Origin of the sequence: Candidatus Amarolinea aalborgensis (assembly GCF_900491745.1) — a bacterium.
GTDB classification, from domain to species: Bacteria; Chloroflexota; Anaerolineae; order SSC4; family Amarolineaceae; genus Amarolinea; species Amarolinea aalborgensis.
Genome location: NZ_UETR01000022.1, coordinates 1 through 24,317, shown reverse-complemented (window position 1 = coordinate 24,317; position 24,317 = coordinate 1). Strand labels below are relative to the sequence as shown.

The following is a 24,317-nucleotide window of genomic DNA, read 5'->3' as shown; positions in this document are numbered from 1 at the left end:
ACCTGCGAAGGCTTCGGTCTCTCAGGTGTGACGCGACACTCTATTCGACTTGCACGTCGCGTGCCTCTGGTCCTTTCAGCCCAGTACCGATGCGATAGCGCACGCGTTGACCGGAACGCAGGCTTTTCCGGCCTGTGCCCACGATCCCAGAGTGATGTACTGCGATCTCTGTGCCATCCTCCTGGGTAATAATGCCGAGACCTGGTCCTTCGTCGAAGCGTTTGACGACGCCGCGGCGTAGCTCACCACTCGGGCGAGAAGAGGGCGATCTCGGGTTGGTTGGACGTGTAATCACCGGCGGACTCACCGGTTGGCCAGCCAAGATTGCCAGGGGATCGGGCAGGACAGGACGTTCCTTGTATTCATTGATCTTGCCCTCACCGCGCTCGATCTCCATGTAGCGGGTGGTGCTCAACCACTCTGTGCTGCTTTCGTGCCATTCGAGCAATGCCAGGAGCATCTGGATGCGTTCGACCTCTGCCAGACGGCTCTTCTGCGGCGCGATCCGTTGTTCGTTCAGCAGGTATCTCTCGAACGCTCTCACATACTCATCTGGTTTTGTCAGCGCTGAAGCTTCGTCCCAAGCCGCGTCAGAGAATAGTTGCTCATAGCGCTGCGACCGGTCGGTGATGTGCAACTTCGACACAATCGCAATCGAACCCATGCCGAGCGGCTTACCCATGCCGATCTTGTGACGATACACCTTGCCGGGTTCGCCGGGTAACGTGAGCGCCCACATCAAAGCCCCCAATTCCTCAGAGCGCAGATTCTCGAAGTGGATCGTGAATCTGAAGCGCACCCCCGGCTTGACTGGAATGATACGCGTTGCCTGCGACTCATGGTCACGCATTTTGTCGCGGCCGCTACTGCTGGGTTTTGCACTTGCCTCAATATCCGGTGTGTTTCCCTGGTGCCAATAGAGCTTGTGACCGCGTATCTGGGTCTGCTCAGGCGACGTGCCGTAATGCGCCAGGGACCGCTTATCATCGGGATCGTGTCCAAGCCGGCGATCTTGCACTAGGTAGTGTTGGAAAGTCGTTGGTTTTGGCGTACCCAGCGTGCGGGGCTTGATCGAGTTCGGTTTCAGCCAAACGCCATCGAGCGCCCTGACGAAATCGGCATCACTGACCGTCACCCGGCCGGCACGTCCGATCGGCAGCTTCAGCGCCCGGTCGGTGATTGGACCGGTCTCCGCCTCTTCCACCCAGCCAAAGATCGCGTCCGCCAGGTCCGTTGATGGCGCGTTGCGTAACCCCTCAGGCACGAAATCGGTCGGCAACGCAGCGCGGTCGCTGCCGAACAGACGTGCAGGGATCCGGAAATTGGGCGAATGGCCGAAGTAGATGACTTCATCCCCTTGCGCGATGTAGAAGACCGGCGCTCCGTTCTTCAAGCAGCCATCTTCGCCGCCCCAGTTTGTCAGTTCCTCTTTTTGGAACGGCGTCAATCCCTTACGGTAATCCTCAAGCGCCTGCTTGCGGATGCGGAGCGTGCGCGCCTTCAGATCAACATTGAGTACGAGCGCGTGGTTCTTGCGCGGTGATTCCTGTCCCGGCTTTCCAGTTTCGACCATGTTGCCAGAGCATACCAGCACACCAACATGCTTATGGCCGGCCTTGCGCTCGCCGATCTTGGTGATGGCCACATATCGGCCGTTCTTGCCCGTCTGCACGTCTGCCTCGAACGATACCGCATGCAACTGTGGCCGGTAAGAGGGACTGTTGAGGCGAATCAGTTTCGGTAGGGCATCCTGCGGAATGCTGCGTTCCTTGACCTTGAGATAGCTGCCACGCTCTGGCCACCCCATATCCGCTGGCAACTTGGCTGGCTGTACATACCAGGTGGAGCCTTTTTGGATCAAGTAGCCTGCACGCACATTTACGCCGAAGCGCCCCAGCACATCCTGATACGGGTCGCGCAAGGGATCATCTGCTCCAGCAGCCACAGCACGGAAAGTGAAGGTCGGCGCCTTCCCCACCCAACGCATCCGACCATAGCCGATAATCTCTACCAACATGCGCAACATCCCGCGCAGTGACGAGCCAGGGATAGCAGGCACGGGGCGACCTTCGATCATGGCCTCCGAACCGGAGAAGAAAGGCGCCCGAAGCTCCTTCTCCTCAACCGTCAGTTTATCCGGCGCTTTTTCGCCTTGTTCCTCGAACATCTTGCGTGTCATCATCCCGCGCACGTAAGTCGGCGAGCAGGTTTCCAATTCGCAATCAATCCAACCGGTCAATGTGTCCTTTTGATAGGCATTATGCGCCGGTAGCGGTTCGCGTGCCGGAACCATCCGTTCGGGCAGCGGCACGAAATTGTACGGAGCATGGGCCGCCACCGAGCGATCACGTCGCGGCCGAGAAGGATTCGTGTGCTTCATGCTACCCTCCGTTTCCGCAGATCCACCAATCGGCTCAGATCCACATATGCCTGGCCGTGGTCATCATAGCGAACGTAGTGGCGCACCCGCAAACAGGCACGCTCGGGATTGGTCAAGACCAGGGGCACGGCGTGCTGCTGGCCCTGGTCGCCCTCGGCCAGCAGCGTGAAGCCGGCTTCGGGTCGGGGCTCAGCGACCACGCCCCATAGCAAGTGCTCTTCCTCATAGGCGTCCGGCGGCGTCTGCTCGCCGTCCTCGATCAACCGCCCCGCGAAGCCATCTTCGGTCCGCCAGACCAGTAACTCGCCGGCCTTGCCGAACATGCGCGCCTGCTGGATGGTCAGGCTGCGCAACTCGACGGCGATGGCGGGATACTGCGGCTGTAAGTCGAACACATCGCTCGACAAGATCACTTTGCCATCCTGGTTCTGCTTGCCCCAGATCACCCCATCATCGGCGTGAACCAGCAGCCACGGCATCCCTTCCGTCATCTGCTCTGCTAACCAGCCCCGCGCATCCTTGAGAAATTCAGCGCCCGGTTGTACAGGCGTCCAGCGTGCGTCGCTCATTTCGCCTCCTTGCGCTGTTTCTTAGGCATCTGATAAGCCCACAGCGCTTTGACGTAATCTTCTAATTCGATTGGCGTGGCATTCAACCCAGTCTTGGTCTGCTCCAGTTGCCAGGTGGTCTCGTCCTTCCCTTGCTGTAGAATCAACTTGGCGTTGCGGCCAGCCAACCGGCCGCGACCGACGCTACTTTCGCCGCCAACAGGCAGGTCGCCGGTCCACAAGTCCTTCAGGATCAGCAACAGCAAGCCGATCTGCGCTTTGCGTAAGGGTTCCGGATCGGTGACGCGCTGGCGCAGCGTCAGCACAATGTTGACGGTGGCGTCCGCGCCACCGATGGCTGGCTCCTGGCTGAAAAGCGCCTGCGGATAGGAGCCGCCGGTGAAGCGATCCAACTTGACGCGGTTCTGCACCAGCGCGCGCGTGCCCTCCAGCTCACTTTCGCGCACGATCAACCGGCTGCCAGACGGCGCGTCCGTATGCTTTTCGATCCGGCGGCCAAATGTCTCATCAATCAGGTAGCTGGCCTGGTCCGCATCTTGTGGCCAGATGGTGTTAGCAATCCGCAGGGCGCGCCCGCGAATTGCGCCGGCCAGACTCGTGCCCGACAAGATCGGCGCCTCGGCCTCCCCGCGCCGCGAGCGCAGGTGCACCATATCCGGCTCGCCCGGCGCACCTGCGCCCGAACGGATCAGGAGCGAGCCGGGCACAGCAAAGGTGGCATCTATCGTGAAGGTAGCGCGCCGATCTTCCGTGGGTAACGTTTTGCCTTTCAAGTCAAGCAGCGCCATGATGTCTTTGCCCGGCTTTCCCACGGCAAGATCATCATCCAGCCAGCCGATCAAGCCCTGCGGCGTCCCCAGGTTGTAGCGGCGCACATGCCACTGCGTGACCCGGCACTGGCCGAACCCGCGACGCTTGCGCTGCCCCAGGCCGATCTCGCCCGCCTGTAGCCCGCGCAGCGCGATAGCCAATGCGGCCAGTAGATTTGCATTGTTCTTCGTCAGCAGCAGCTCGAAGCCCAGCCTGAAAGTTGTGCCGGCCTGCAGCAGCTCAACATCGTATTTCTTGCCATCCTCCGCGGTGCGCGTGGCTGCATGAATGGAGACGCCATCACGCAATTCGACACTGACGGGAGCGTAGCCTCCAGGCGTCGCAAGCTGGCTATCAACTGGACAGCTGAGGGCATCGTCCACCATGAGCCAGCTCTGATGGCTGAAATTCCCTTCGATCTTGCCAAACAGTTGCTCGCTGAGATCATCCCCATCTGCGCCGTAGCCGCCGGCATATTCACGCAGGTAAGCTCGCAGTGCGCCGGCGACCGATGCGCCCGTCAGCAGCGCCAGGCTGCGGTCGAGCGGATCACGCGCCAGGGTCATATCGGTCAGTGTCGCCGGGTCGCCGTTGCCGAAATGGGCTGGCGTCTCCAGGACCAACAGGCCCGAAATCACCACCCGTTCGCTGACATTACGTCCAATTCGCTCGTTCATCGGCCCTCCTCCCGGCGCTGATTCTCCTTCGTCGCCTTGCGCATGACGCCATCAATCAGCCGCGCTGTGTAGATCACCCGCTGTTCAGCGGTGAGCTCCGCGTGTTCGCCGGCGACCATCGGCAGGGGGGCGCCGTGGATTAACTGCACATCTACATCGCCTTCGGTGGCCCGCTCGCGTATCCATTGCAGCAGGTTGATGTTGTTGTATGAACGCAGCCTGGCTCGCTCAAAGTCGTGTTTCTGAGCAGTTTTGAGGTCGTCAAGCAATGCTGTAAGCGGCGCCAGGCTCTTCTGGTATTGCGCCTGCTGAGCGGCCCGGCGGACGCGTGATAATTGCGCATTGGTGGGCCTGATGCTGAACTCCATTCTGTTAACCAAGGCCGCCAGCTCGCGTTCGAGCAGCAGTTCAAGCCGCCGGTTCGCCATCTGTCGGGCCAGCGTTTTGCTGCTCTCCGAGAGTTCCTCTGCCGCCGGCGCAGCTCGTTTTGTTTTCCGGCCTTGCAGAACCGCCGCGCGCTGCGCGTTGACCACAAAGCGACCAAATCCTTCGGCCCGGCGTTCGCCGATGCCATGGTACGTCAATGCCTGGAGGCTGGACAGGTCTAGGTCGGCGGCATTGTAGACAAACACGCTGCCGGCCTGAATCGCCCAGCCTTGCGGCAGCGGCAGCGACCACTTCCGGTTGTAGCCGCCTACCGGCTGGAGCCGTTGGTATGAGCGCTTCAGGTGCAGTGTGCCATGCGCCAGCTTAAGGGCCGTCTCCAACGCGGCCGTCAGGTCGCCGTTGATTTGACCACTGGCGCCGCGCACCAGTGTGTCGCTAAGCAGCGTGATGATCACGGCATTGTTGGTTCCTTCGTCCTCCGTCTCGACCTCCTCCCAACGCCGCCTAATCTGCACGTCTTCGATCATAGCGCGGCCATAACCTGCCAGGTGCGCGCCGCCCAACGTCACTTCCCCCGGCGTGATAAGCTTTTCCAGGGTGGCGGTGTCAGCATCGTTTTGGACCAGCACGGCGCCGGACAGCACTTCACCGGCCGCCAGCGCGTCGTAACGATAGACGGCGTTGCCTCTCCCGCGCACGTTCACTTCTTCCAGGCCGATATGCACGCTGCTGATGATAGAGGGTGTGTAGAGGGTCGGCGCGTCATCCAGCGTGCAAAAGGCGGCCTTGATAGGCTTGGGCAGTTTCAACTGTTTTGTATCATCTACGGCGAAATCGAGGATTTCTGGCGCGTCTGCTCCTGCGTTGTCTTTCTCGGTCTGCCAGGATAGCGGAGTGGGAACGAGTCTGGTGTTGTTGAGCCAGGGATAGGCGTGCAAGAAACAGCCTGCCCCGGTGAAGAAGAGCCGTCGCGCTTCCGCATCGGCGGCGATGTCAACGGTTGGATGCAGACGCCGGTAGCGGTCAATGAAGACCCCGCGCAGCGCGCTGCCTGGCACAAACGGCAGGCCGATGGCGCTGTTTTCCTCGCCGCGCTGCACCTGTGTGACCAGTACCGGCTCGATGAGCCGGAGGCGATAGGTGATCGCTTTCATACCGCCACCGCCTTTCGGAAGGACGCAAACAGCGCCTCAGTCACCAAGTTCTTATGCGCGTCGAGCAGCTCAGCCTTGAGCTTACCACGGCCGCGGTTGCGGCCTGTGCCTGCTCGACGCAGCGCCTTCACGCAGGCTGCTAGCAGGGCGCGCTCGTCGTCGCTCGGCGGCTGTTGAAAGCTCAACTCAGCCTCGAACGGTATTCCGCGCAGGATAACCCGCATGGCGCGCAGCGTATTCTCCAGCGGCGCGCCCGTCACGACATCCATCGCAGTCTGCCGGCGCAGCGCTGTGATACTTTCCAACACCTCGGCGCGCGTGATCTGCCCATCACCGATATCCTGCGCGATGCGGCGGCGCAGATCTGCCGGCAATTGCGCTGATCCCACCCGCAGATTGGCTTCGCCTGCCAACGCGCCGCCGCGCCTGCCAAATAACCGTTCGGCGGCGGCAGCCCAACGTGCGTCTTGATCGGGTTTGGCCTGCTGCACGGCGAAGACGATGTCAGCACACTCTGCGCCGAGCAGACCCTTCAATGTCCGGCCGGCCAGGTAAGGCAATCCTGTGGGATCGTGCTGCACTTCGGCATCCACGACGCCAGCGACGCCATCGCCCCGGCCGAAGGTGGCATCGCTCAACAAGTTAAGCCGCAAGCGATATGATTCCATCACACCGACTCTCCTTCCAGGCGCACGTAGAAGTCCAGCGCCTCGACCGCATCGAAGTAACCGCAGCGTTTCGCGGCGATATCCCAGCCGCTGTCTGCCAACTCAGCAGTCCCCAACGTCTGGGGCAAGGACTTTCCGGGTAGGAACAGCTTCACAGCGTCCGGGCCGCCGCGTAGCGCGTCGCGCAAGGCCTTGACTTTGTTGCGCTGCCCGCGCCACTCTTTGTCCTCTTGAAAAGCCAATGTCGTCTCGGTGAAGGCTTCCCACGAGCGCCAATCGCCTTCGGCGGTGTGCAGCGCCACCGGCCGCATCAGCAGGCTGCCGTCGCGCACGCTGTACTCCCGTTCCCGAATTTCAGCCAACGGCAGCACTAGCCCGCTGACCGCAAAGTGCCAATCGAGCGCGGTGACAGTCGGCGGGAGGTCTGGCCGTGAGAGCTCCTTCACACGCCCCTTGGCCGATACACACAGTTCGTCGGCCAGATCGTAGGCCCGGGCAAAGGGGTAATGCGACTTTACCACGGCCACCCCCGCGCGTGCGGCTGCCGGCTTACCGTCAGCCAGGCTCTGCGCCGCGAATTCGCCGATATACCTGGCGGCGATACTTAAGCCGATCCGGCCCTCGCTGACGAAAGTCACGTCGTCGCCGCCGAAGACGATGGGGCGGAAGGGCAGCAGCTCGACCGTCCGGTCTTCTCTATCCCGTGGCATGGGCGCTTTGCCGCGAATGCTCAGCCGACCCTTATCATCCCGTTCCTGATTCGCAGGATGCAACAGCATGCCGACCGTGCGGTTCAAGGCTATACGCGCTACTTCTTTTACCTTCTCGGAAAACGCGTGCTGCGCCTGGGCGTACTTCTCGTTATCAGCCGGCGCGCTGAATTCCTGGCCATGCTTCTCGATGCGCTGGCCCATGCCGTTTCCATCGGTGTGGATCAGCGCCATATAGCTGGCTTCCCCGCGTTCGCCCAGTTGGTCGAAATCGGAAATGAACCCGAAGCCGGCCAATTGAATGTCACGCAAGTGGCGCCGCAGACGCGTCTCGCCAGGCTTCGCGGCATCCTGTTTGAACTGCGCCTCCCTTGATATCCAGCGTCGGTCTCGCCGATCCACAGCCGGGGCGCCGGTGTAGACGCAGGCCGCCGTGACCCCCAGTCCCAGCAGCGGCGCCGAGCGAGGCGGCGTACGCTTGCGCTGCGCCGCGGCTTTGCGGAGATTGTTCAATTCGTCTTTGAGCGACTGGCTCGTCGGATCGAATGGCTGCTGCGTTTCGATGATGAGCAGCCCAGGCGCATCCCGGAGCACCTTGAAGCTCAGCTCACGAGCGAATTTCCTGGCTTCCTCTGGGTTTGCGAATAGGATCACCGCATTCCCGCCGCCGGCGTAAATCACCTGGGCAGCCCAGTTGCCCGCCAACAGAGGAGCGGTGATTTTCCAGCCATCCGGTTCCTTGGCATCAAGTTGGACATTCACAGGGAGCGGCAACTTAGCCAACGCTGCGAAGACCCAATCTTGGGTCGCTTGCTGCACCAACTCCGATGCGCCGATGATCTGTTTCAATTCGTTGCTGCCGAAGATGTAATCCTGAATTCGGGTTGCTTCGATGAGCAGTAACGTGTTTTGTGCCATACGATCTCCTTACTGCTGGTTAGCGCTTCTGAACCATTTCGCGAGATAGGTGGATAGGTCGCGTAGATGTGTCCTGCCAAAGACCTCGATCTTACCTTCGGCATCCCATTCATGCACGACTTCTGCCTTGAGTGTGTCGGGATTTGCTACACATGATACGAGCGCAACCCGCGCTTCATCACCGCCCACTTGCCGTGCTCGAGAATAGGCTTCAAAAAGATGCCGCTTAGCTTCGCCACGATCACCGGCTCTCGGCTCATCTCTGTCGTTCACCTTCATGTTCTCCATGCCCTCAGTCGCGATACATGAGAGCAAGAACAGTTGGTAGCCCATTACGGTCGCCACATCAAGCTCAAAAGGTGGGGGCACGGGTTTGGTGCGTGTTGGCTCGGGCTCCTGCTTGAGAAACAGGTTCATGGCTACTTGCTCCAGACCATTCGCCTGTAACACTGGTAGAAGCGACCACAAAGCCCACTCTTCCAACCACTTGCCACGCAGAAAATCGTCGCATTGCCGAAGGGATGACTTTCCCAAAACCGCAGCTGCCTGCATGGGAGTGGGATGCTCAACACCGCACGCCTGCGTGATCTGATTTATGAAGGGGAGCAACTCATCATGGGTCTCTGGATCGGGCAGGGTTTCTTCCTTCTTGAGCATCGCCAGCCACTGCCGCCATTGGCGAAAGCCGTTCGAGGTGCTATGGATCTCAGCAATGCTGGCGACCACGTCCTTAAGATGGATTTGCGGTTCGTGGCGTGGCTCAGGATGGTCTGGATCAAGCAGCAGGCCATGTAGCTGCCATAGGTCCTGCAGCGATGGCGTGATAGCCCATGCTGTGGACGGCCACTGGGTGGGTTGCGCCTCCACGTAGATGCTCATGCGAAGACTGTGTGCATCCAGATAGCTGAAGACCGCCTTTTTATTCCCATACAAATCCTGAAGCCGGTCGTAGACGTGAACGGCCATGTCCTTTGTGCCGCCAGTATAGTTAAGGCCGATCCTTCGCCCTTCGAGGGTCTTCTTCTCTTTATCAAGTATCTTTCTCAGCTCGTCTTCGATCTCAAAACCGCCCACTTCAGGAATTGTGTGACGTTGGATACGAGCCTGGCTCATCACCTGCTGTAGTTTCGTCTCCAGGCGTTGCGCGACTCCCGCGACGCCTGGCGTCGTCAATAGGAAAATATCGGCGTTCGGCTTCGCCATCAACTGCGCCGATACGTAGTTCGGTAGTGGATTACCGCCGACAAGCAAGAACAGGACATCGACACGATAGCGGTCGAATGCAGTCACGTCTTGGGTCATAGCTTCTCCATCGCGATCAGATCACTTCCACCTCATACCGCCCCATCGCCCACACCGCCACCTTGCCCACTTGCACCCACGGTCGCAACCACAGGATGGGCCAGTCGGTGCAGGTCGGCGGGGGCGGTGTACCAGGCCTGGACGACAAGTCTTCCAGCGGCATGTCGTTGCGCTGGCCATTCTGCCTGCCTGTCAGCCATGTCGTCTTGTGGCGGTCAAGCCGCACAGTTTCGGCCAGGTCGAGCAGTGGCCCATATTTGGCCTGGGGACATTCGCCTACGCCCTGCGCCTGGTTTAGGATGTGTAGCTGGCATACTAGCGCGGGCGCTAACAGGGTGAGATGGTATTCGTTCTGTTTCCCCCATCCCCAACCAACACGCTCTCGCCAGAGATGTCGTCGCGGTGTCGAGGGATGTTCATCGCCCATAGCCGAGAAGGATCAGAGAGGGCCTTTCACCGCCCATCCATCTACCCCCTAGCATCGCTTCAGCCCAGCCGACTGGCCTCGCCGCGGTACACCACGGTACAGCCACTACACCATTCTACCACACCATTCCCCTTTCTCCTTCCAACATTCTCTCATCTTTTCTCATCATTTCCTCTGACGCTATCCCCGCCCGGGTGTGGTACGCTCGTGAACAGCGGCGCGAACTTGTCGCGCAGGAAGTGGTAGTCCAGCCATTCGTCCGGCGGCAGGTCCCACGCCACGCGGCATTCGGCCAGGATCGCGGTCTTGTGCGTGTTGACCGTGGCCAGGGTGATGTGCAGCTGCTCGGCGACTTCCTGCGGACTGGCGCCGCCGGCAAAGGCCCGCAGCACGTCGAGCTGCCGACTGGTCAACTGGGCCATGACCGCGCGACCGCGGCTACGCGTGATCTCATCCAACCACTGTGTCTGCTTCGCCAGGATGGCCGCCGCTGGCGTCGCCGCCAAAGCGCGTATGGGCGGAAAATACGCCCCCAGGGGCGCCAGCGGCGCCTGGATCAAGCGCACGCCGTCGGCCGGCGCGGCATGCATGATGGCGCCGCCAGCCGCAGCTTGACGAAACGCGTCCGGTGTGTATAAATGCCACAGGCGGTCGGCATGCCCAAAGTGCAGCATAGCCGCAGACAGGGCCAACAGAGCCAGCATCCGCCGGCCGCCGGCAATGCACAGGTGCAAAGGCCGATCCTGAGTTTTCAAGGCGCCGATCAGGCTGTGCATGGTGTTCCAGGCGACGTCCGCCTCCTGCTCGTCGCGGATGTCCAGCAGGCGCACCGGCGCCAGGCGTAGCCGGCACACCTGGCCCTGGTAGCGATCGCCGGCAAACTCAGTCGCCAGGCGGGCCAACGAGGCGCGCGTGCGCGGATTGCCCGTGTCCAGGTGGATGACGACGACGTCGCGGATGGTTTCGCCCCGGCCAGCCAGCGCATCCAGGGCAAAGGTCACCACCTGGGGCTGCCCGCCGAGCGTCGCTAACATCAAGCCGGTTGTACTGGAATGGTTGAAAATCTCATCCATCAGAAAGGATCCAACGATGCAGGTCTTCCCCGCCGTCTTGATTGGCGGCCCGCCGCACAGCGGCAAATCGGTTCTGCTCTACACCCTGAGCCAGGCGCTGCGCGACCTCGATGTGGCCCACTACGCGCTGCGAGCTTGCCCAGACGGCGAAGGCGACTGGAGCCAGGAGGCGCCGCCGCCCGAGGTGCGCGCAATTCGCATCAAAGGCGAATGGACGCCAGCCTGGGTGGACGCAATCTGCCGCGACATCCGCAACCGCCACCTCCCCCTGTTGGTGGATGTCGGCGGTCGCCCCACGGCCGATCAGGAGCGCATCTTCGACGCCTGCACCCATGCGATCCTGCTCACCAAAGACGAGGCTTCGCACGCAGAATGGCAGGCGCGCCTGGATCATCATGCCTTGCCCTTGCTTGCGGATTTGACCTCCCGCCAGGAAGGAGAGAGCCAGGTGCGGAGCGTCTCGCCTATCCTGAGCGGCGTGATCGCTGGCCTCGAACGCCACGCGCCCGTCGCCAACCCGGCGCTTGACGCGCTGACGGCTGTTCTGAGCCAGCTCTTTGCTCCCTACCAGGACGACCTGCGCCGCCGTCACTTGGACGCAGCGCCTGTAGAAATGGCGGTTGACCTCGATCGCCTGGCGGTGACGCTGGGCTGGGCGCGGCCTGGCGCCAAGATGATCTGGCTGCCTGCACATCTGCCGGTGGTGCTCGATTATCTGCCGGCCGCGACGCCGCTGGCGATCTATGGCCGTGCGCCCAACTGGTTGATCGCAGCGCTGGCGCGACTGGCCCATCCGGCCGCGTTCTACAGCTTCGATGTGCGTTTGGGCTGGGCGCAGGCGCAGCCGCTGCGCTTTGGTTCGCGCGGGCCGCAAGCGCCGCTGGCCGTGCGCAGCGACGAAGACGCGGCCTGGCTGCATGTGGCCTGCAGCCTTCCCCGCGATTACATGGACTACAGCCAGTTGGATGAAGTGGCGGTTCCGCTCGCGCCGCCCGCCAAGGGCGTGATCCTCAGCGGTAAAATCCCCAACTGGCTGACCGCCAGTCTCGCGCTCACCTATGCAGACGCGCCCTGGCTGGCGGTTTATCAGCCAATGCTGCAACAACAGGCTATTGTCGTCAGCACTGGCGCCGCCGCGTACCCCGTCGGGCAACTCATCCCCTGCCCGGTAGCCGACGCCTGAAAAACAAAACAGCCGCCCGCAGCACGCGTAAGCGCGCCGCGGACGGCTGTAGATGGACGAGCGTCGGTTTGGGAACACGGCTCGATGCATGCTGGAATCCCGGTGAGCATGTGGGAACGGGCATACCGACGCCAAGACGGGGCATACCGGGCCCGGGCCAATGACGGACACAACGACCAGGTTCGCTGCGTACTGTCATTATATCATACTTGGGATGGCAATCCAAAGAGAACTGCGCTTCGACTAGGAATTTCCAAATGTAGCACACATCCAACCGCAAAGACCACATGCGGGGGTGGTGAACACAAAGAAAAGGCAGATCAGACGCAAATTGGCATCTTCTTTGCGTTCTTTGTGATCTCTGTGGTCAAAAACCAGGCCGCATTTGGAACTGCTAACACTTCGCCAGGACGGCCCTGTGTGGCCGCCCATTGGGTTCTTGACGACAGAGACCACTAATCACTGCGCGCGACCCTAAATTGACAGCAAGCAACGTCCGAGTTTATCATGGGCGCATCGGGCAACACCATTCGGTGAACACCCACACGGCGCATCGCTTGTTTGAGCATGGAACCCAATGATGTCTATAGCCTCGACTCTGCATGAAAACATCCCGCTGATCGAAGTCGCCGATGGCGTGCTCCTCGACGTCATCGCCGCGGATCCGCAGGCGCGCACGTTGATCCTCGTGCGTCTGTCGGATCGTGTGGCCATCATCGCGCCGGGCGGGTTCGATGCGCTGCTCGCGCGCCTGCGCAAACTCGGGCATCTGCCGCATGTCGTGGAGGAATGATGGCGATAGGTTCCTTGCGGTTCGATCCGTTTCTGCCCCAAATCCAATCCAACGAACTGAAGAGCATGGCGCGCTTGTGGGGCGGCAGCAGCCTGACGCGCAAAAACGAGTGCATCAGCCTGATTCAGCAAAGCCTGGCCGATCCAGCTAAGGTGCGAGCCGCCGTGGCGACGCTGACGCCCGCGGAGGCGAATGCGCTGGCGCTCATCAAGGCCGCGGGCGGCGCCATGGAAGCCCGCGCGTTCGGTGTGGCCTTGCGCGCCAGCGGCGCCCCACTGCCGGGCAGGAGTTCGGCCCGTAGGGACGATCACGCCGAGGTCATCTCACATCTGATCAAACGCGGTTTGGTGCTGAATAGCAACCCCCAGAACCCCACCTACGCGACCGGCTATGGCCGGGTTGAGATCTTTAGCGACGAACGGCTGCTGGCGGCCGCGGGCGCGCTCGCCGTGGCGCCGTTTGTTCTGAAGCCAATCGCCCCCCCAGCGGCGACGGTGTTTCGGCGCCCTCCCGCGATTGCGCTCAATCTGATCGGTCTGCTGCAAGCGATCGAGAACCACGACGGCATCGGCTTGACGCAGAATGGCCTGCCCCGCGTCAACGAAGTGCGGCGTATCGCCAAGGCCATGGGCTGGAGTGCAGACATGACCCTGGTGGACGGTCTGCCTTTCCCAGACCTGGTCCCGGCGCTGATCCACGCCCTGCGCTATGGGGGCTTGCTCAACGCGCGCGCTGGCTATCTCACGCTCGCCATGCCGGTGAGCGAGTTTGCGGCGCAGCCGTATGCTGAACAGGTGCGTCCGCTCTTTAACGGCTTCCGAGAGGCCGGCGAATGGAACGAGGGTGGGTTTGAGGCGGACTATGATGCTACTTCGCCCTTGCTCCAGGCGCGCCAGGCGCTTGCCGCGGCGCTGAGCGCGCTGCCGAACCAGGGCGTCAACTTCTTTGCCGTAGATGACCTCGATCGCGCGCTCTTCGAGCGCATCGGCGAGCACTTCTCTTTCGACCACTTGCCACCCGCTCCCCATACTCGTGGTAAAACGCCCGCCGAGGCTCAACAACAGCTGAGAGCCTGGCAGACGCGCGCACGCAAAGCGTGGCTAGGTCGCGAACGCCCCTGGATTGACCGTGCGCTGACCACGTGGTGCTACTTCCTGGGATTGGTCGAGTTGGGCCTGCGGGACAAAGCGCCTCACGCGCTGCGCCTGACCGATTTGGGGCGCGCGGTTCTCCATCCTGGTCAGACGCCTTACGCGATCCTCACGAAGGCCGAAGATGGCGCGGCTTGGGTGGTGCAGCCCAATTTCGAGATCCTGGTCTACCTGGATCGGACAACCTCGCAGCAGTTGGCATTCTTGGAACGGCATGCAGAGCGGCTGCAGGCGCAGCAGCATGTCGCCCAGTACCGGCTCACGCGGCAAGCGATCTACGCAGCCCTGGAAAGCGGCTCGGAGTTGAACCGGTTGTTGGCAGATCTGCAAAGCGGGGCTGGCCAGCCGCTGCCTCAGAACGTCGTTGCCGAAATCCGCGCCTGGGCAGCCCTGCGTGACCAGGTGACGATCTACCGCCGGGCGCACCTGGTGGAATACGCGGACGCGGCCGCGCGTGACGCCGCGACGACGAACCTGCCGGGCGTGGTCGTCGGCGACCGGTTCCTGCTCGTGAACGCGGCCCAGGCTGCTCAGACGCGCGCCCGTGTGCGGGTGAACTACGCCGCGGCGTTGACCAGGTGCCTGGTTGCAGACGAAGAGGGCGTGTTGACGGTGACGACGCCTCCCCCTGACCTGCTGCTCGATGCCCAGCTCGGCTGCTGGGCCGAGCCGCGGGGCGCGGGCCGCTGGCAGTTGACGCGCGCGAGCGTGGCGGCCGGGGTGAAGGCCGGGCTGGCGTTGACGGAACTGCTCAAGCTGCTGACCGACCGTTTGCTCTACCCTTTGCCGCGGCTGCTCCATGTGGCGCTGAGCGCCTGGGCCGGCGAGCCAAGCGCCGTCAGCTTGACCGAGATCGTCGTGTTGCAGTGCAGGCAGCCGGCCATCTTCGAGGCTATCGTCTCCAGTCCCAAGCTGTACAGCCTTCTGCGCGGTGAGCTGGCGCCCAACCTGGTGGCGGTGGATCGAGCGCAGTTGGATGCCCTGCGCCAACAGCTAGACTGGTTAGGACTGGAGATTTCACCCGAACTAACCGTCACGCGGCGGCGGTACGACGGGTCATAGGACAGCGGCGGCGGTTACGGGGTCAGGGCTTGCTCTCGGATTTCGTTGAGAATGGGCGCCACGCGCTCTACGTCATCGGCTGCGTCGTTTGACCGGCCGGCGAACGCAGCCTGACATGCCGCGACGGAAGCGTGACCCGAAAGTGCTGCGGTTCGCTGGCGAACTCTAGCGGCTGAGAGCCGAGACGCGCCATTTCCTGGCGAATAAGCGCCAGCCCACGGCCCACCGTAGTCATCTTGCCCATCTGGCGCAGCACTTCGGCAATGACTGGGTTTCGTCGGCGGGACTCGCCGCCGGCCAGCACTTGTTCCAGGGTCACGCCGGCCAGCAGACCGCCGGGATTCTGAATCTCCAAGCGGTCATCGTACAGCCGCACAAATACCTGGGATGGGGAGGCGTAATCGCGGTGCGCGACCGCGTTAGCCACGGCTTCATGCGCGGCCGCCAAGGGATACTCCGGCACATCCTGCTCTTCGAAATGGGTGCCGCGGTCCACGAGTAGACGCGCCACACGCAAGTTTCGTCGCAAGAATGACTCCGCCTGCTCGATGGCGCGCAAGGCCGGGCCTTCGCTGTCAAGGCGGTCCACAATCGGGTCGGTGATCTGAATTCCGCTGAAGCGCAAAGCCGTTACACGCCAGGTCGGTTGTTGCCATTCTGGGTGCCCCGCAAACAGCACGCACCCGGCCACCGTTGGCGTCGCCCCATCTCCGTGTCGCACAGCGAATTTCTGGCCGATCGCTATAGTTGTCAGGGTCAAACCGGGCTGTTCCAGCGCACCCGGCGCGCGCGCCGAAAAATACTTGCGCAGCGCAACCTCATCCAAATCACGCCACGCGGCGCCGGGACATGGTGACGTCTCGTAGGCTTCTGGCGTCTCACGCAAGGTGAGCAACCTGATCTCTTCGCTCGATCCCCGCCGCGTCTGCCGCCCGTGGCGCACGAACACAGACCGGCTCTTGGCGTGCATCCGCCCCGTGGCCTTCACCTGGGCGACTACAATAGTCCCAGTCGGTAATTGCACGACCTTCACAACGGGCGTCAGTGGTGCGCTAACCGCTTCGCGACAGGCGCTCAATACACTTTCCACCGCCCTGGCAGCATCTGACAGGCCCACCACCTGCCCACGATCGTTCACGCCAATCAGCACGCGTCCGCCGGCCGTGTTGGCAAAAGCAACCAGGCTCTCGATGACCCGTGAGCTGTACTTCTCCTTAAATTCAGTGTGGCTGTCCTCACCAGCTGCCAGCCAGGCGGCGATCGTTTCTACGTCCATGACACGCTCCTGAGGGTATGTCCCCAACGTCAAGCGAGGGAGTATCCTCATTATAACACAGGCGATATGGCAGGCCAAAGAGAATGATTTTTCGTCAGTCGGCCCGCGGCGCGGCCTCCTCCTGCCTGAATTCGATGATCGCCACCAGCATGAAGTACATGGCGGCCAGGCACAGGGCAAAGAGCGCGGAAAAGACAAAGGTGGAGGCGTTTGCCACCGGATGGCGCACGCGGTGCGCGATGTCGAGCAGCAGGCCGGCCGGGTTGGCCACCACATCCCAACTGTTCCAGCGCGGAAAGCGTCCCAGGTAGACGCCAAAACCGCTCAAGGCCAGCGCCGCCAGCGAGAAGATCCAACCGATCCCCGCGCCGGCCGAACGCCGCACGAGCGACTGCATCAGGTAAAGCGAGATCAGCCCCAGGAACGCGCCGGTCCAGGCAAAGGTGATGAGCAGGATCAAGTCGTACCAGAGCGGGACGTTGCCCTGCGGCTGCAGATGCAGGATGTCGGTTAGAATATAGGGCGCGTTGGGGAAGAAGAGCAGCCAGAAGACCAGGCAGGGCAGCACCAGCAGCCAATCGCGCCAGCGGCCGCGCTGACCCAGGTTGTAGGCAGCCAGCGCGCCCAGCATCGGCAGCCAGGCCAGGAACAGGTTCCAGACCAGGCCAAAATGGACAGCGCTGCGCGCGTAAACCGCGCGCACCGCCAACTGCGCCAGGCAAACGGCCGTAGCAAACGCCAAAGACGCCACGACGGCTGCCTGCGGGCGGTAGCGCGTCAACATGCGAGTCGTAAAAGACACAAGTCATCTCCTTTGCATGGATAGACGCCGCCAGACCACTCATGGTTCAACCGCCGGGCATTATTCCCCCGCCCCGATGAGCCAGTAGGCTCGAATTCAGTGTTCAGAATTCCGAGTTCAGTGTGCCAGTATGCTATACTATCAGTGCCTCCCTCAGGTACCTGATTCTGCATCCCAGGAGTTGGCCGCGATGAGTGACTACGATCTCCATGCTCTCAATCTGCCCAAACTGGCCGGCCGGTCACTGACCGCGTTTGCTGGCGCGCTGGCGAACCCGGTCTCCAGGGCCGCGCTGATGCCTAACTTGCTCAAGCAGGGCGGCTTTGACCGTTTCCGCGCCCTGCGCCTGGAGGAACCGCCCACGTTCTATCCGCTGACCCCCGCGGCGGCGCCGGCAGCAGAACCCCTGGCGCCCGCGGCCGTGGAGGAAGCACTTGGCCCTTACACGGCCGGCGCGGTCTTCACGACCGCGCGCGATTTTGCGCACGCCTATCGGCAGGGGCTTACCACGCCCGACGCCGTGGCCCAACGCGTGGTGGATGCGATCAAGGCCAGCGAGGCCGGCGATCCGCCGCTGCGCGCCTTCATTGCCAGCGACGCGGCCGACATCCTGGCCCAGGCGCGTGCTTCCACCGCGCGCTTCGCGGCCGGCCAGCCCCTCAGCCTGCTCGACGGCGTGCCCGTGGCGATCAAAGACGAGCTAGATCAGACGCCTTATCCCACGACGGTCGGCACGACCTTCCTGGCGCAAGGCCCAGCCGTGGCCGACGCCACGGCCGTCGCGCGCCTGCGCGCGGCCGGCGCGCTGTTGATCGGCAAGGCCAACATGCACGAAATTGGCATCAACCCCAACGGCGCCAATGCCCATTATGGCGCGGCGCGTAATCCGTATGACACGGCGCGTGACCCTGGCGGCAGCTCCAGCGGGCCGGCGGTAGCCGTCGCCGCCGGCCTGTGCCCCATCGCTATCGGCGCGGATGGCGGCGGTTCGATCCGTATCCCGGCCAGCCTGTGCGGCCTGGTGGGCCTGAAACCGACGTTCGGCCGCGTCAGTGAGGCCGGCGCGGCGCCTCTCTGCTGGAGCGTGGCCCACGTCGGCCCGCTGGGCGCTACCGTGGAGGATGTGGCGCTGGCCTATGGCTTGATCGCCGGCCCCGATCCACGCGACCCGAACTCGCAGCAGCAGCCGGCCGTTAGTTTGGATGACTGGAACGCGTCCGATCTGGCCGGCCTGACGATCGGCGTCTATCAGCCCTGGTTTCGCCATGCCGCGCCGGCCGTGGTCGCGGCCAATGAGGCGATGCTGGCGCAGTTCGAACGCGCGGGCGCGCAGGTGCGCGAGATCGCCGTGCCCGAACTGGATGCGATGCGGCTGGCCCATATCATTATCATCCTGAGCGAAATGGCGGCCAGCATGCGCAATCACGGCCAAGGCATACGCCGCCTGGGGCCGTCCGTGCAAACCACACTGGCCCTGGCGAACGGGTTCAGCGCGCCGGATTACGTCAAAGCGCAGCGTATGCGCACGCGCGCCCTGGCGATCTTCCATGATATTTTCCAGCACGTGGATGTCATTCTGACTCCCGCCACCGCCATCACGGCGCCGGTCATCCCCGCGGGCGCTGGCCGCGGCGCCTGGTCAGACCTGAGCGCAGACACCGAGGTGATGCGTTTCATCTTCCCCGGCAACTTGACCGGTCTGCCTGCGGTCAGTTTTCCCGTGGGGTACGATGGCGCAGGGATGCCGATTGGAATGCAGGCCATCGGGCGGCATTGGGCTGAGGCGACGCTGCTGCGGGTGGCTTACGTGGCCGAACAGCGTACGCCGCGCCGGCGCCCGGCGCGCTACCACCCGTTGTTGGCTTCCAACAGCCGCGCATCAGGTCTTCAGCGTGTTTGAACGATGTCGCTTCCAACTTCTTTGATCATCGCGCAGCCGCTGGCCACGGCGGTGATGTGGATTATTCTCTACTTCTTGCTGGCGCTGCTGGCGGCGGCGCTGTCGCACCACCTGGCGCGGGTTGTGGCGTGGGTCACTTACCTGGCGCCGCGACGCCAGCGATCGTCGCCTGAGCGACGTCAGACCTTGCAGGGGCTGATTGCCAGCGGCATCAAATTTGCTGCCTTCGTCGTGGCCATCGTTGCCACCCTGGCGCTCTTCATTCGCTCCGACACCCTGATCTGGATGATCGGCCTCTTCAGCGCCGCGTTTGGCCTGGGCGCGCGTGCGTTTGTCAACGATCTGCTGGCCGGCGGCGGCTTCATCTTCCGCAACACCTTCGCCATTGGCGAAAAGATCGAAATGGTCGTGGGGATGGATCGCATTCAAGGGGTCATCGAGCGCGTCAATGTGCTGGACACCCTGGTGCGCGCGCAGACCGGCGAGTTATTCACGGTGCCCAATGGAGAGATTCGGGTCATTCGCAACTTCAGCCGCGCCGCGTTCTCCAGCGTCAAATTGGCTTTCATGGTGTCATCCACCGATCTGGCGCGCACCCTGGCGCTGCTGGAGGCCCTGGGGCAGGAGGCCGTTACGCTTTTGCCCGATTTGATCGAGCCTTGGCAGGTGTTGGCCGCGGCCGAAAACCTGGGTCACAAGACGCCATTGACCGTCATCGCCAAGGCCACCTTTGCCCATGCCGCCACCGCAAAACTGGAGATCGCCAAGCTGCTGCAAGCTCGCCTGCAAACGGCCGGCATTGAACTGGCAGAGTAGCTGCCGACGGGAATACAAAATGTAACGCAATCCGCCGGCTTGCCTCTGTGGCGCTGCAATCCGGCGGATTGCGTTACAGGGTTACTTTCAAGTCTGCCCTCACACAAAGCCACCAAGAAGCTCTTGACTCCTTGGTGGCTTTGTGTCTTGGTGTGAGCCATCATGAAAAGTCCTCAACAGGTTGAGGACTCCCGACGCCCCGGATGAAAGTCAGACCACGTTGAGGGCCGCAGCCAGTTCCGGCGTGCGCAGGGGGTTCACCGGGCGCGCTTCGCTGGTGATGTCGCGCGTCGGCGGCCGGTCGCCGCGGCCAGTCCCAGCCAAGGCGGCAATGTCAGCCCGGCTGGTCAAGACGCTTGACACCTTGCCATCCAACATCTGAATCACGGTATCAGCGTAAGGCACCATACGCAGGTCGTGCGTGACCATGATGCCGGCGCGGCGCTGTTCGTGAATCAGCGCGGCAAAGGTTTCCACAGCCTGAAACGCGCGCTCGGTGTCCAGCGAAGCGGTCGGCTCATCGGCCAACACCACCTGCGGGTTATGAATGAGCGCGCGGGCAATCGCCACGCGCTGCTGCTGACCGCCCGAAAGCTGTCGCGGCAGGTTGTGCAGACGATCTCCCAGGCCCAGGCGCGCCAACAAGTCACGCGCCCGCGCCTGGCTGGCTTTGTCTAGCTTACCGTTGAGACGCAGCATCAGTTCCACATTCTCCAGCGCGGTGAGAAAGGGCACCAGGTTGTTGGCTTGAAAAGTAAAGCCGATCTTCTCGCGACGAAAGGCGGTGCGCTGCGCTTCGCTCATCGTGCTCAGGTCTTGCCCGTCAATCAGGATCGCGCCGGCCGTCGGTTTGAGCAGCGCGGCCAGCATCGCCAGCATCGTCGTTTTGCCTGAACCGCTGGGGCCAACCAGGGCCACAAATTCCCCTTCATGGACGCTCAACGCAACGGCATCCACGGCGTTGATGAGGCCGCTGCCGCCCTGATAGGTTTTTGTTACCGCTTGTGTTTCAAGTACAACACGCATGATTCTCTTTGCCTTTCGTCAGGATGCCAGGCCTAGCGCGTTCAGCGGTTCCACCCGCAGCGCCTGCCGAATCGAAACCAGGCCGCCCACCGGACCAATGACCAGCAGCGACACCACGCCCACGATAACGTTAGGGCCAGTAAATGCGATGGGAACCGTGGGGGGAAAGGCCAAGGAAAGCCCAATCGTCACCGCGCTGCCGATGGCGACGCCAATGGTCGTCACCAGGATGATCTGAATGACAGACGCCGCGGCCACGGTGCGGTTTGGTGTGCCGATCGCCTTGAGCATCCCGATCTGCGCGACCTTCTGCAGCGTCTGAATCTGGAAAAAGCCGCCAATGACCAGCACACCGATCAACAGCACAAAGCCGCGCTGTGTGTTCAATGTGCCCTGCTGCGCCGAATAGCCCGGCGTGTTCTCATACGCGGTGACGAGATCGGCTGCCTGAACATCGTTGACCTCAGCCTCGATGCGCTGCTGCATGGCGGCGCGTGTCGCCGGATCGGTCAAGCGCACCGCCACCACGTTGGAGATCAAGTCCACGGCTTGCGCTGCCGCATTGGCCTGCGGTTTGATCTTCTCGAAGGTGAGCACAGGCACGATGATCGAAGGCTGCAGCGAATACTGACGTCCGTCGCTCACCCCAACCACGAGCAGATCGTAGTATTCTTCTTTGGCGCCTTGAATGGAGCGGACGCGAATCGTATCGCCGACAGTCACTTTGGCGCGCAACGCCGCATTCCGATCTATCACCGCCTCGTTGGCCCGCCGGCCGACCAATTGCCGACCCTGGTAGGCGGGCGGCTCCCCGGGCAGCCCCGGCTCGACGCCGATCAGGGAAACGTTGAGCGGTTTGCGGCCGTCCTGGAAAACCAGCGATGCTGCAGAGAAGCTGATCGGCCCCACGTCCGCCACCCCTTCGACGCGGCGAATGGCATTGAGCTTGGAGCGTTCAAGCTTGCTCGTGCCGATCGAGAAGTCTACTTTGGCTTTGTAGACGAGCAAGTCGGCGTCGAGCTTTTCGATATACTGTTTGTTGCCCGAACCCAGGCCTTCGCCCAGGCCGGCGATGAAAAGCACCAGCACCGTAATCAGCGCAATGACCATGCTGAACAGCAGGAATCGCCCCCGATTGCGTACCATTTCCTTGTAGGCCAGATAAGCGCCCATCCGATTCATCTCCCCGTGCAATCTAGTTGCTTTGAACAGGACTTTTGACGGCCTGGCGCGGCAAAACGCCACACTGATCCGGCGCCAATTCTGACTGATGTGGATTATGGCGGCGGTCAGCTCGTCGCGGACACCGCCGCGGCAGGAGGACTTGCCGCCGAGGATGCGGACAGCTCGATCGCAAACTGACAGCCGCGGCCCTTGCCGTCGCTGTGAACTTCGATGCGCCCGCCGTGGGCTTCCACAATCGCTTTGACAATCGCCAGCCCCAGTCCGGTGCCGCCGCTCTCACGACTGCGCGACCGATCGGCCCGGTAAAAGCGGTCGAAAACGGCCGCCAGCTGCTCCGGCTCCAACCCTTCGCCGCTGTCCTGCACCACCAAGCGGACTTTGCCGCCCCGCTCGGCTGCGCCGACGGTGATCTTGCCGCCCGTGGGGGTGTGCCGGAGCGCGTTGAAGAGCAGGTTGAAGAGCACCTGCCGCATCCGAATTGGATCCACCATGACAGGCGACAGTCTCGCTGTTTGGTCTGCTAACTGTACGCCTTTTTCAACGGCGAGCGGCTCCAGGGCCTGCATGGTCTCGATCACCAGCGCATTGAGCTCCGTGGGTTGTCTTTCCAGCGGAAGCTGATGGGTTTCGGCCAATGAGAGATCACGCAGATCGTTGACCAGCCGCATGAGATGACGCGTCTGTCCGTAGAGGTTAGCAATTTCGGCCTCGTCCAGCGCATAGACATGATCCAGCGCCGCGCGCAGGTTGCCCTCTAACACGGTCAAGGGCGTGCGCAGCTCGTGCGAGACGTCCGCCATCAGGTTGCTGCGCAGGGTCTCGGCGTGCTGCAGATCGGCCGCCATCTTGTTGAAGGTGTCAGCAAGCTGCACCATCTCTCGGCTGCCGCGGGCCTGTACACGTGTGTCCAGGTTGCCCGCCCCGATGTGCTGGGCGGCCCGCGCCAGGTCGGTCATCGGCGCGCTGACGACGCGACCGATCACCACGCCGGCCGCCAACCCCACGACGAGCGACAACACCATGAAGTTGATCAAGCGGCGTGTAATCTCGGCCTGGTCCGGTTCCTCATCCACGCCAGGCGCTTGTAGGCCGGTCGCATTGGCGCCTGCCGGCACATTCTGCGGCGACCTCTCGAACGTGATGGCAAGAAACTGCATGAAGAAAACGAAAAACAACACCCCGCCGATCATCAGACTAAGCTGGATCCATAACCGGTTCATGGTACGCCTCCGGCCATTCGATAGCCCACGCCGTAGACCGTCTGGATGGTTGCCGGGTTGTCTGGGTCGGATTCGATCTTGCGGCGCAGATTGCGGATGTGCGTGTCGAGCGCGCGGCCCATCCCCTCGCTGGCGTAGCCCAGCGCTTTCTCCAGGAGATCGTCACGAGTCAGCGTATACCCTGGATTCTCCATGAACAAGGTGAGTAGATTGAACTCCGTGCGCGTCAGTTCGACCGGCCGGCCATCAATCGCCAGGGTATGTTGATCGAGATCGAGACGCAGACTCCCGCTGACCAGCACGTGCGGCGCGGCGCTGGGCAGCTGATCCAGCCTGGTGCGCCGCAGGAGCGCGTTGACCCGCGCCACCACCTCACGCGCGTTGAACGGTTTTGTGATGTAATCGTCGGCGCCGAGTTCCAACCCGACGATCTTGTCGGTGTCCTCGACGCGCGCGGTCAACATGATAATCGGCGTCGCGGCCAGGATGCGGTCGGCGCGCACGATACGCGTAACCTCCCAACCGTCGCGGTTGGGCATCATCAGGTCCAACACAACGAGGTCTGGACGCTCATGGCGCAGCATGTGCAGGGCCGTCTCGCCGTCGCCTGCGGTCAGCACATGGTAACCGGACTGCTCCAGATAGGCGCGCAGCACCTTCAAAATGGACTTGTCGTCGTCAACAACCAGGATTCGTGACGGCATAGGCTGATTCTCCCCGGTGACTTGGCGCATCCGCTGCGCCAGGCATCATGATAGCACAGAAATCTCAAGACAATGTCAAGAAGACCTTAAGCCAGACGCGGGGAATTCGGCCGCTGGCCCAGGC

At 62.4% G+C, this 24,317-nt stretch carries 20 protein-coding genes; 5 read left to right on the top strand and 15 right to left on the bottom strand.

Translation table 11 applies throughout. The features are described 5' to 3' along the window. Positions 1–40: 40 nt before the first annotated feature. From ACPQ6D_RS18630 to ACPQ6D_RS18590, 9 genes are all read right to left on the bottom strand, one after another. A complete protein-coding gene (locus ACPQ6D_RS18630; protein ID WP_423225852.1) occupies positions 41–2,380 on the bottom strand; it encodes a TIGR03986 family type III CRISPR-associated RAMP protein in 2,340 nt (779 codons plus the stop codon). Further along, positions 2,377–2,949, bottom strand: coding sequence for a type III-D CRISPR-associated protein Csx19 (gene csx19 / locus ACPQ6D_RS18625; RefSeq protein WP_423225851.1), 573 nt, complete (start codon positions 2,947–2,949; stop codon positions 2,377–2,379). Before csx19 ends, ACPQ6D_RS18630 begins: the two co-directional genes overlap by 4 nt. Next, positions 2,946–4,436: an RAMP superfamily CRISPR-associated protein gene (locus tag ACPQ6D_RS18620; RefSeq protein ID WP_423225850.1), complete on the bottom strand. Its 1,491-nt coding sequence runs from the start codon at positions 4,434–4,436 to the stop codon at positions 2,946–2,948. Before ACPQ6D_RS18620 ends, csx19 begins: the two co-directional genes overlap by 4 nt. Then, positions 4,433–5,977 (bottom strand): type III-B CRISPR module-associated Cmr3 family protein, encoded by a 1,545-nt coding sequence (locus tag ACPQ6D_RS18615; RefSeq protein ID WP_423225849.1) that lies wholly within the window; start codon positions 5,975–5,977, stop codon positions 4,433–4,435. The genes ACPQ6D_RS18620 and ACPQ6D_RS18615 overlap by 4 nt, the downstream gene beginning before the upstream one ends. Then, positions 5,974–6,645, bottom strand: a complete 672-nt coding sequence (locus tag ACPQ6D_RS18610; RefSeq protein ID WP_423225871.1) for an RAMP superfamily CRISPR-associated protein — start codon at positions 6,643–6,645, stop codon at positions 5,974–5,976. Before ACPQ6D_RS18610 ends, ACPQ6D_RS18615 begins: the two co-directional genes overlap by 4 nt. Continuing rightward, positions 6,645–8,273 carry a hypothetical protein gene (locus ACPQ6D_RS18605; protein WP_423225848.1) on the bottom strand — a complete coding sequence of 543 codons (1,629 nt, stop codon included), beginning with the start codon at positions 8,271–8,273 and terminating at the stop codon, positions 6,645–6,647. Before ACPQ6D_RS18605 ends, ACPQ6D_RS18610 begins: the two co-directional genes overlap by 1 nt. Before the next feature lie 9 nt (positions 8,274–8,282). Next, positions 8,283–9,575 (bottom strand): PDDEXK family nuclease, encoded by a 1,293-nt coding sequence (locus ACPQ6D_RS18600; protein WP_423225847.1) that lies wholly within the window; start codon positions 9,573–9,575, stop codon positions 8,283–8,285. Positions 9,576–9,591: 16 nt separating this feature from the next. Then, entirely contained in the window at positions 9,592–10,002 is a 411-nt protein-coding gene (locus ACPQ6D_RS18595) for a hypothetical protein (RefSeq protein WP_423225846.1), read from the bottom strand. Between the two features lie 152 nt (positions 10,003–10,154). Then, a complete protein-coding gene (locus tag ACPQ6D_RS18590; protein ID WP_423225845.1) occupies positions 10,155–11,075 on the bottom strand; it encodes a CRISPR-associated ring nuclease in 921 nt (306 codons plus the stop codon). A 16-nt stretch (positions 11,076–11,091) separates the two neighbouring features. Here ACPQ6D_RS18590 and ACPQ6D_RS18585 point away from each other — a divergent pair, with 16 nt between their 5' ends. The 3 genes from ACPQ6D_RS18585 to ACPQ6D_RS18575 all read left to right on the top strand — a co-directional run bounded on the left by ACPQ6D_RS18585 (position 11,092) and on the right by ACPQ6D_RS18575 (position 15,264). Further along, the gene (locus tag ACPQ6D_RS18585) at positions 11,092–12,258 is read left to right on the top strand and encodes a CRISPR-associated protein Csx3 (RefSeq protein ID WP_423225844.1); all 1,167 of its coding nucleotides are present in this window, start codon (positions 11,092–11,094) and stop codon (positions 12,256–12,258) included. Positions 12,259–12,835: 577 nt separating this feature from the next. Continuing rightward, a complete protein-coding gene (locus tag ACPQ6D_RS18580) occupies positions 12,836–13,051 on the top strand; it encodes a hypothetical protein (RefSeq protein WP_423225843.1) in 216 nt (71 codons plus the stop codon). Further along, positions 13,048–15,264 (top strand): helicase-associated domain-containing protein, encoded by a 2,217-nt coding sequence (locus tag ACPQ6D_RS18575; RefSeq protein ID WP_423225842.1) that lies wholly within the window; start codon positions 13,048–13,050, stop codon positions 15,262–15,264. The genes ACPQ6D_RS18580 and ACPQ6D_RS18575 overlap by 4 nt, the downstream gene beginning before the upstream one ends. A 67-nt stretch (positions 15,265–15,331) precedes the next feature. Here the strand turns inward: ACPQ6D_RS18575 and ACPQ6D_RS18570 are convergent, their stop codons facing one another. Together ACPQ6D_RS18570 and ACPQ6D_RS18565 are read right to left on the bottom strand one after the other, a co-directional pair. Then, entirely contained in the window at positions 15,332–16,540 is a 1,209-nt protein-coding gene (locus ACPQ6D_RS18570; RefSeq protein WP_423225841.1) for an ATP-binding protein, read from the bottom strand. Positions 16,541–16,634: 94 nt separating this feature from the next. Beyond that, positions 16,635–17,342, bottom strand: a complete 708-nt coding sequence (locus tag ACPQ6D_RS18565) for a DUF1361 domain-containing protein (protein WP_423225840.1) — start codon at positions 17,340–17,342, stop codon at positions 16,635–16,637. Positions 17,343–17,532: 190 nt separating this feature from the next. Between ACPQ6D_RS18565 and ACPQ6D_RS18560 the strand changes: the two genes are divergently transcribed. Both ACPQ6D_RS18560 and ACPQ6D_RS18555 read left to right on the top strand, forming a co-directional pair. After that, on the top strand, positions 17,533–19,242 hold the full coding sequence (locus ACPQ6D_RS18560; protein ID WP_423225839.1) for an amidase: 1,710 nt from the start codon (positions 17,533–17,535) through the stop codon (positions 19,240–19,242). A gap of 3 nt (positions 19,243–19,245) precedes the next feature. Then, positions 19,246–20,058: a mechanosensitive ion channel family protein gene (locus ACPQ6D_RS18555; protein ID WP_423225838.1), complete on the top strand. Its 813-nt coding sequence runs from the start codon at positions 19,246–19,248 to the stop codon at positions 20,056–20,058. Between the two features lie 210 nt (positions 20,059–20,268). Here ACPQ6D_RS18555 and ACPQ6D_RS18550 read toward each other — a convergent pair whose 3' ends face one another. The 4 genes from ACPQ6D_RS18550 to ACPQ6D_RS18535 form a co-directional block, all read right to left on the bottom strand. Continuing rightward, positions 20,269–21,084, bottom strand: coding sequence for an ABC transporter ATP-binding protein (locus tag ACPQ6D_RS18550; protein WP_423225837.1), 816 nt, complete (start codon positions 21,082–21,084; stop codon positions 20,269–20,271). Between the two features lie 18 nt (positions 21,085–21,102). Then, complete coding sequence (locus ACPQ6D_RS18545; RefSeq protein ID WP_423225836.1) at positions 21,103–22,257, bottom strand: ABC transporter permease; 1,155 nt, start codon at positions 22,255–22,257, stop codon at positions 21,103–21,105. A 116-nt stretch (positions 22,258–22,373) separates the two neighbouring features. After that, positions 22,374–23,489: a sensor histidine kinase gene (locus ACPQ6D_RS18540; RefSeq protein WP_423225835.1), complete on the bottom strand. Its 1,116-nt coding sequence runs from the start codon at positions 23,487–23,489 to the stop codon at positions 22,374–22,376. Continuing rightward, the gene (locus tag ACPQ6D_RS18535; RefSeq protein WP_423225834.1) at positions 23,486–24,193 is read right to left on the bottom strand and encodes a response regulator transcription factor; all 708 of its coding nucleotides are present in this window, start codon (positions 24,191–24,193) and stop codon (positions 23,486–23,488) included. The genes ACPQ6D_RS18540 and ACPQ6D_RS18535 overlap by 4 nt, the downstream gene beginning before the upstream one ends. Positions 24,194–24,317 lie beyond the last annotated feature (124 nt).

Excerpts from the sequence above, each read along its gene's own strand:
- ACPQ6D_RS18630 (WP_423225852.1), bottom strand. The coding sequence starts at position 2,380 with ATGAAGCACACGAATCCTTCTCGGCCGCGACGTGATCGCTCGGTGGCG.
- csx19 (WP_423225851.1), bottom strand. The coding sequence starts at position 2,949 with ATGAGCGACGCACGCTGGACGCCTGTACAACCGGGCGCTGAATTTCTC.
- ACPQ6D_RS18620 (WP_423225850.1), bottom strand. The coding sequence starts at position 4,436 with ATGAACGAGCGAATTGGACGTAATGTCAGCGAACGGGTGGTGATTTCG.
- ACPQ6D_RS18615 (WP_423225849.1), bottom strand. The coding sequence starts at position 5,977 with ATGAAAGCGATCACCTATCGCCTCCGGCTCATCGAGCCGGTACTGGTC.
- ACPQ6D_RS18610 (WP_423225871.1), bottom strand. The coding sequence starts at position 6,645 with ATGGAATCATATCGCTTGCGGCTTAACTTGTTGAGCGATGCCACCTTC.
- ACPQ6D_RS18605 (WP_423225848.1), bottom strand. The coding sequence starts at position 8,273 with ATGGCACAAAACACGTTACTGCTCATCGAAGCAACCCGAATTCAGGAT.
- ACPQ6D_RS18600 (WP_423225847.1), bottom strand. The coding sequence starts at position 9,575 with ATGACCCAAGACGTGACTGCATTCGACCGCTATCGTGTCGATGTCCTG.
- ACPQ6D_RS18595 (WP_423225846.1), bottom strand. The coding sequence starts at position 10,002 with ATGGGCGATGAACATCCCTCGACACCGCGACGACATCTCTGGCGAGAG.
- ACPQ6D_RS18590 (WP_423225845.1), bottom strand. The coding sequence starts at position 11,075 with ATGGATGAGATTTTCAACCATTCCAGTACAACCGGCTTGATGTTAGCG.
- ACPQ6D_RS18585 (WP_423225844.1), top strand. The coding sequence starts at position 11,092 with ATGCAGGTCTTCCCCGCCGTCTTGATTGGCGGCCCGCCGCACAGCGGC.
- ACPQ6D_RS18580 (WP_423225843.1), top strand. The coding sequence starts at position 12,836 with ATGATGTCTATAGCCTCGACTCTGCATGAAAACATCCCGCTGATCGAA.
- ACPQ6D_RS18575 (WP_423225842.1), top strand. The coding sequence starts at position 13,048 with ATGATGGCGATAGGTTCCTTGCGGTTCGATCCGTTTCTGCCCCAAATC.
- ACPQ6D_RS18570 (WP_423225841.1), bottom strand. The coding sequence starts at position 16,540 with ATGGACGTAGAAACGATCGCCGCCTGGCTGGCAGCTGGTGAGGACAGC.
- ACPQ6D_RS18560 (WP_423225839.1), top strand. The coding sequence starts at position 17,533 with ATGAGTGACTACGATCTCCATGCTCTCAATCTGCCCAAACTGGCCGGC.
- ACPQ6D_RS18555 (WP_423225838.1), top strand. The coding sequence starts at position 19,246 with ATGTCGCTTCCAACTTCTTTGATCATCGCGCAGCCGCTGGCCACGGCG.
- ACPQ6D_RS18550 (WP_423225837.1), bottom strand. The coding sequence starts at position 21,084 with ATGCGTGTTGTACTTGAAACACAAGCGGTAACAAAAACCTATCAGGGC.
- ACPQ6D_RS18545 (WP_423225836.1), bottom strand. The coding sequence starts at position 22,257 with ATGGGCGCTTATCTGGCCTACAAGGAAATGGTACGCAATCGGGGGCGA.
- ACPQ6D_RS18540 (WP_423225835.1), bottom strand. The coding sequence starts at position 23,489 with ATGAACCGGTTATGGATCCAGCTTAGTCTGATGATCGGCGGGGTGTTG.
- ACPQ6D_RS18535 (WP_423225834.1), bottom strand. The coding sequence starts at position 24,193 with ATGCCGTCACGAATCCTGGTTGTTGACGACGACAAGTCCATTTTGAAG.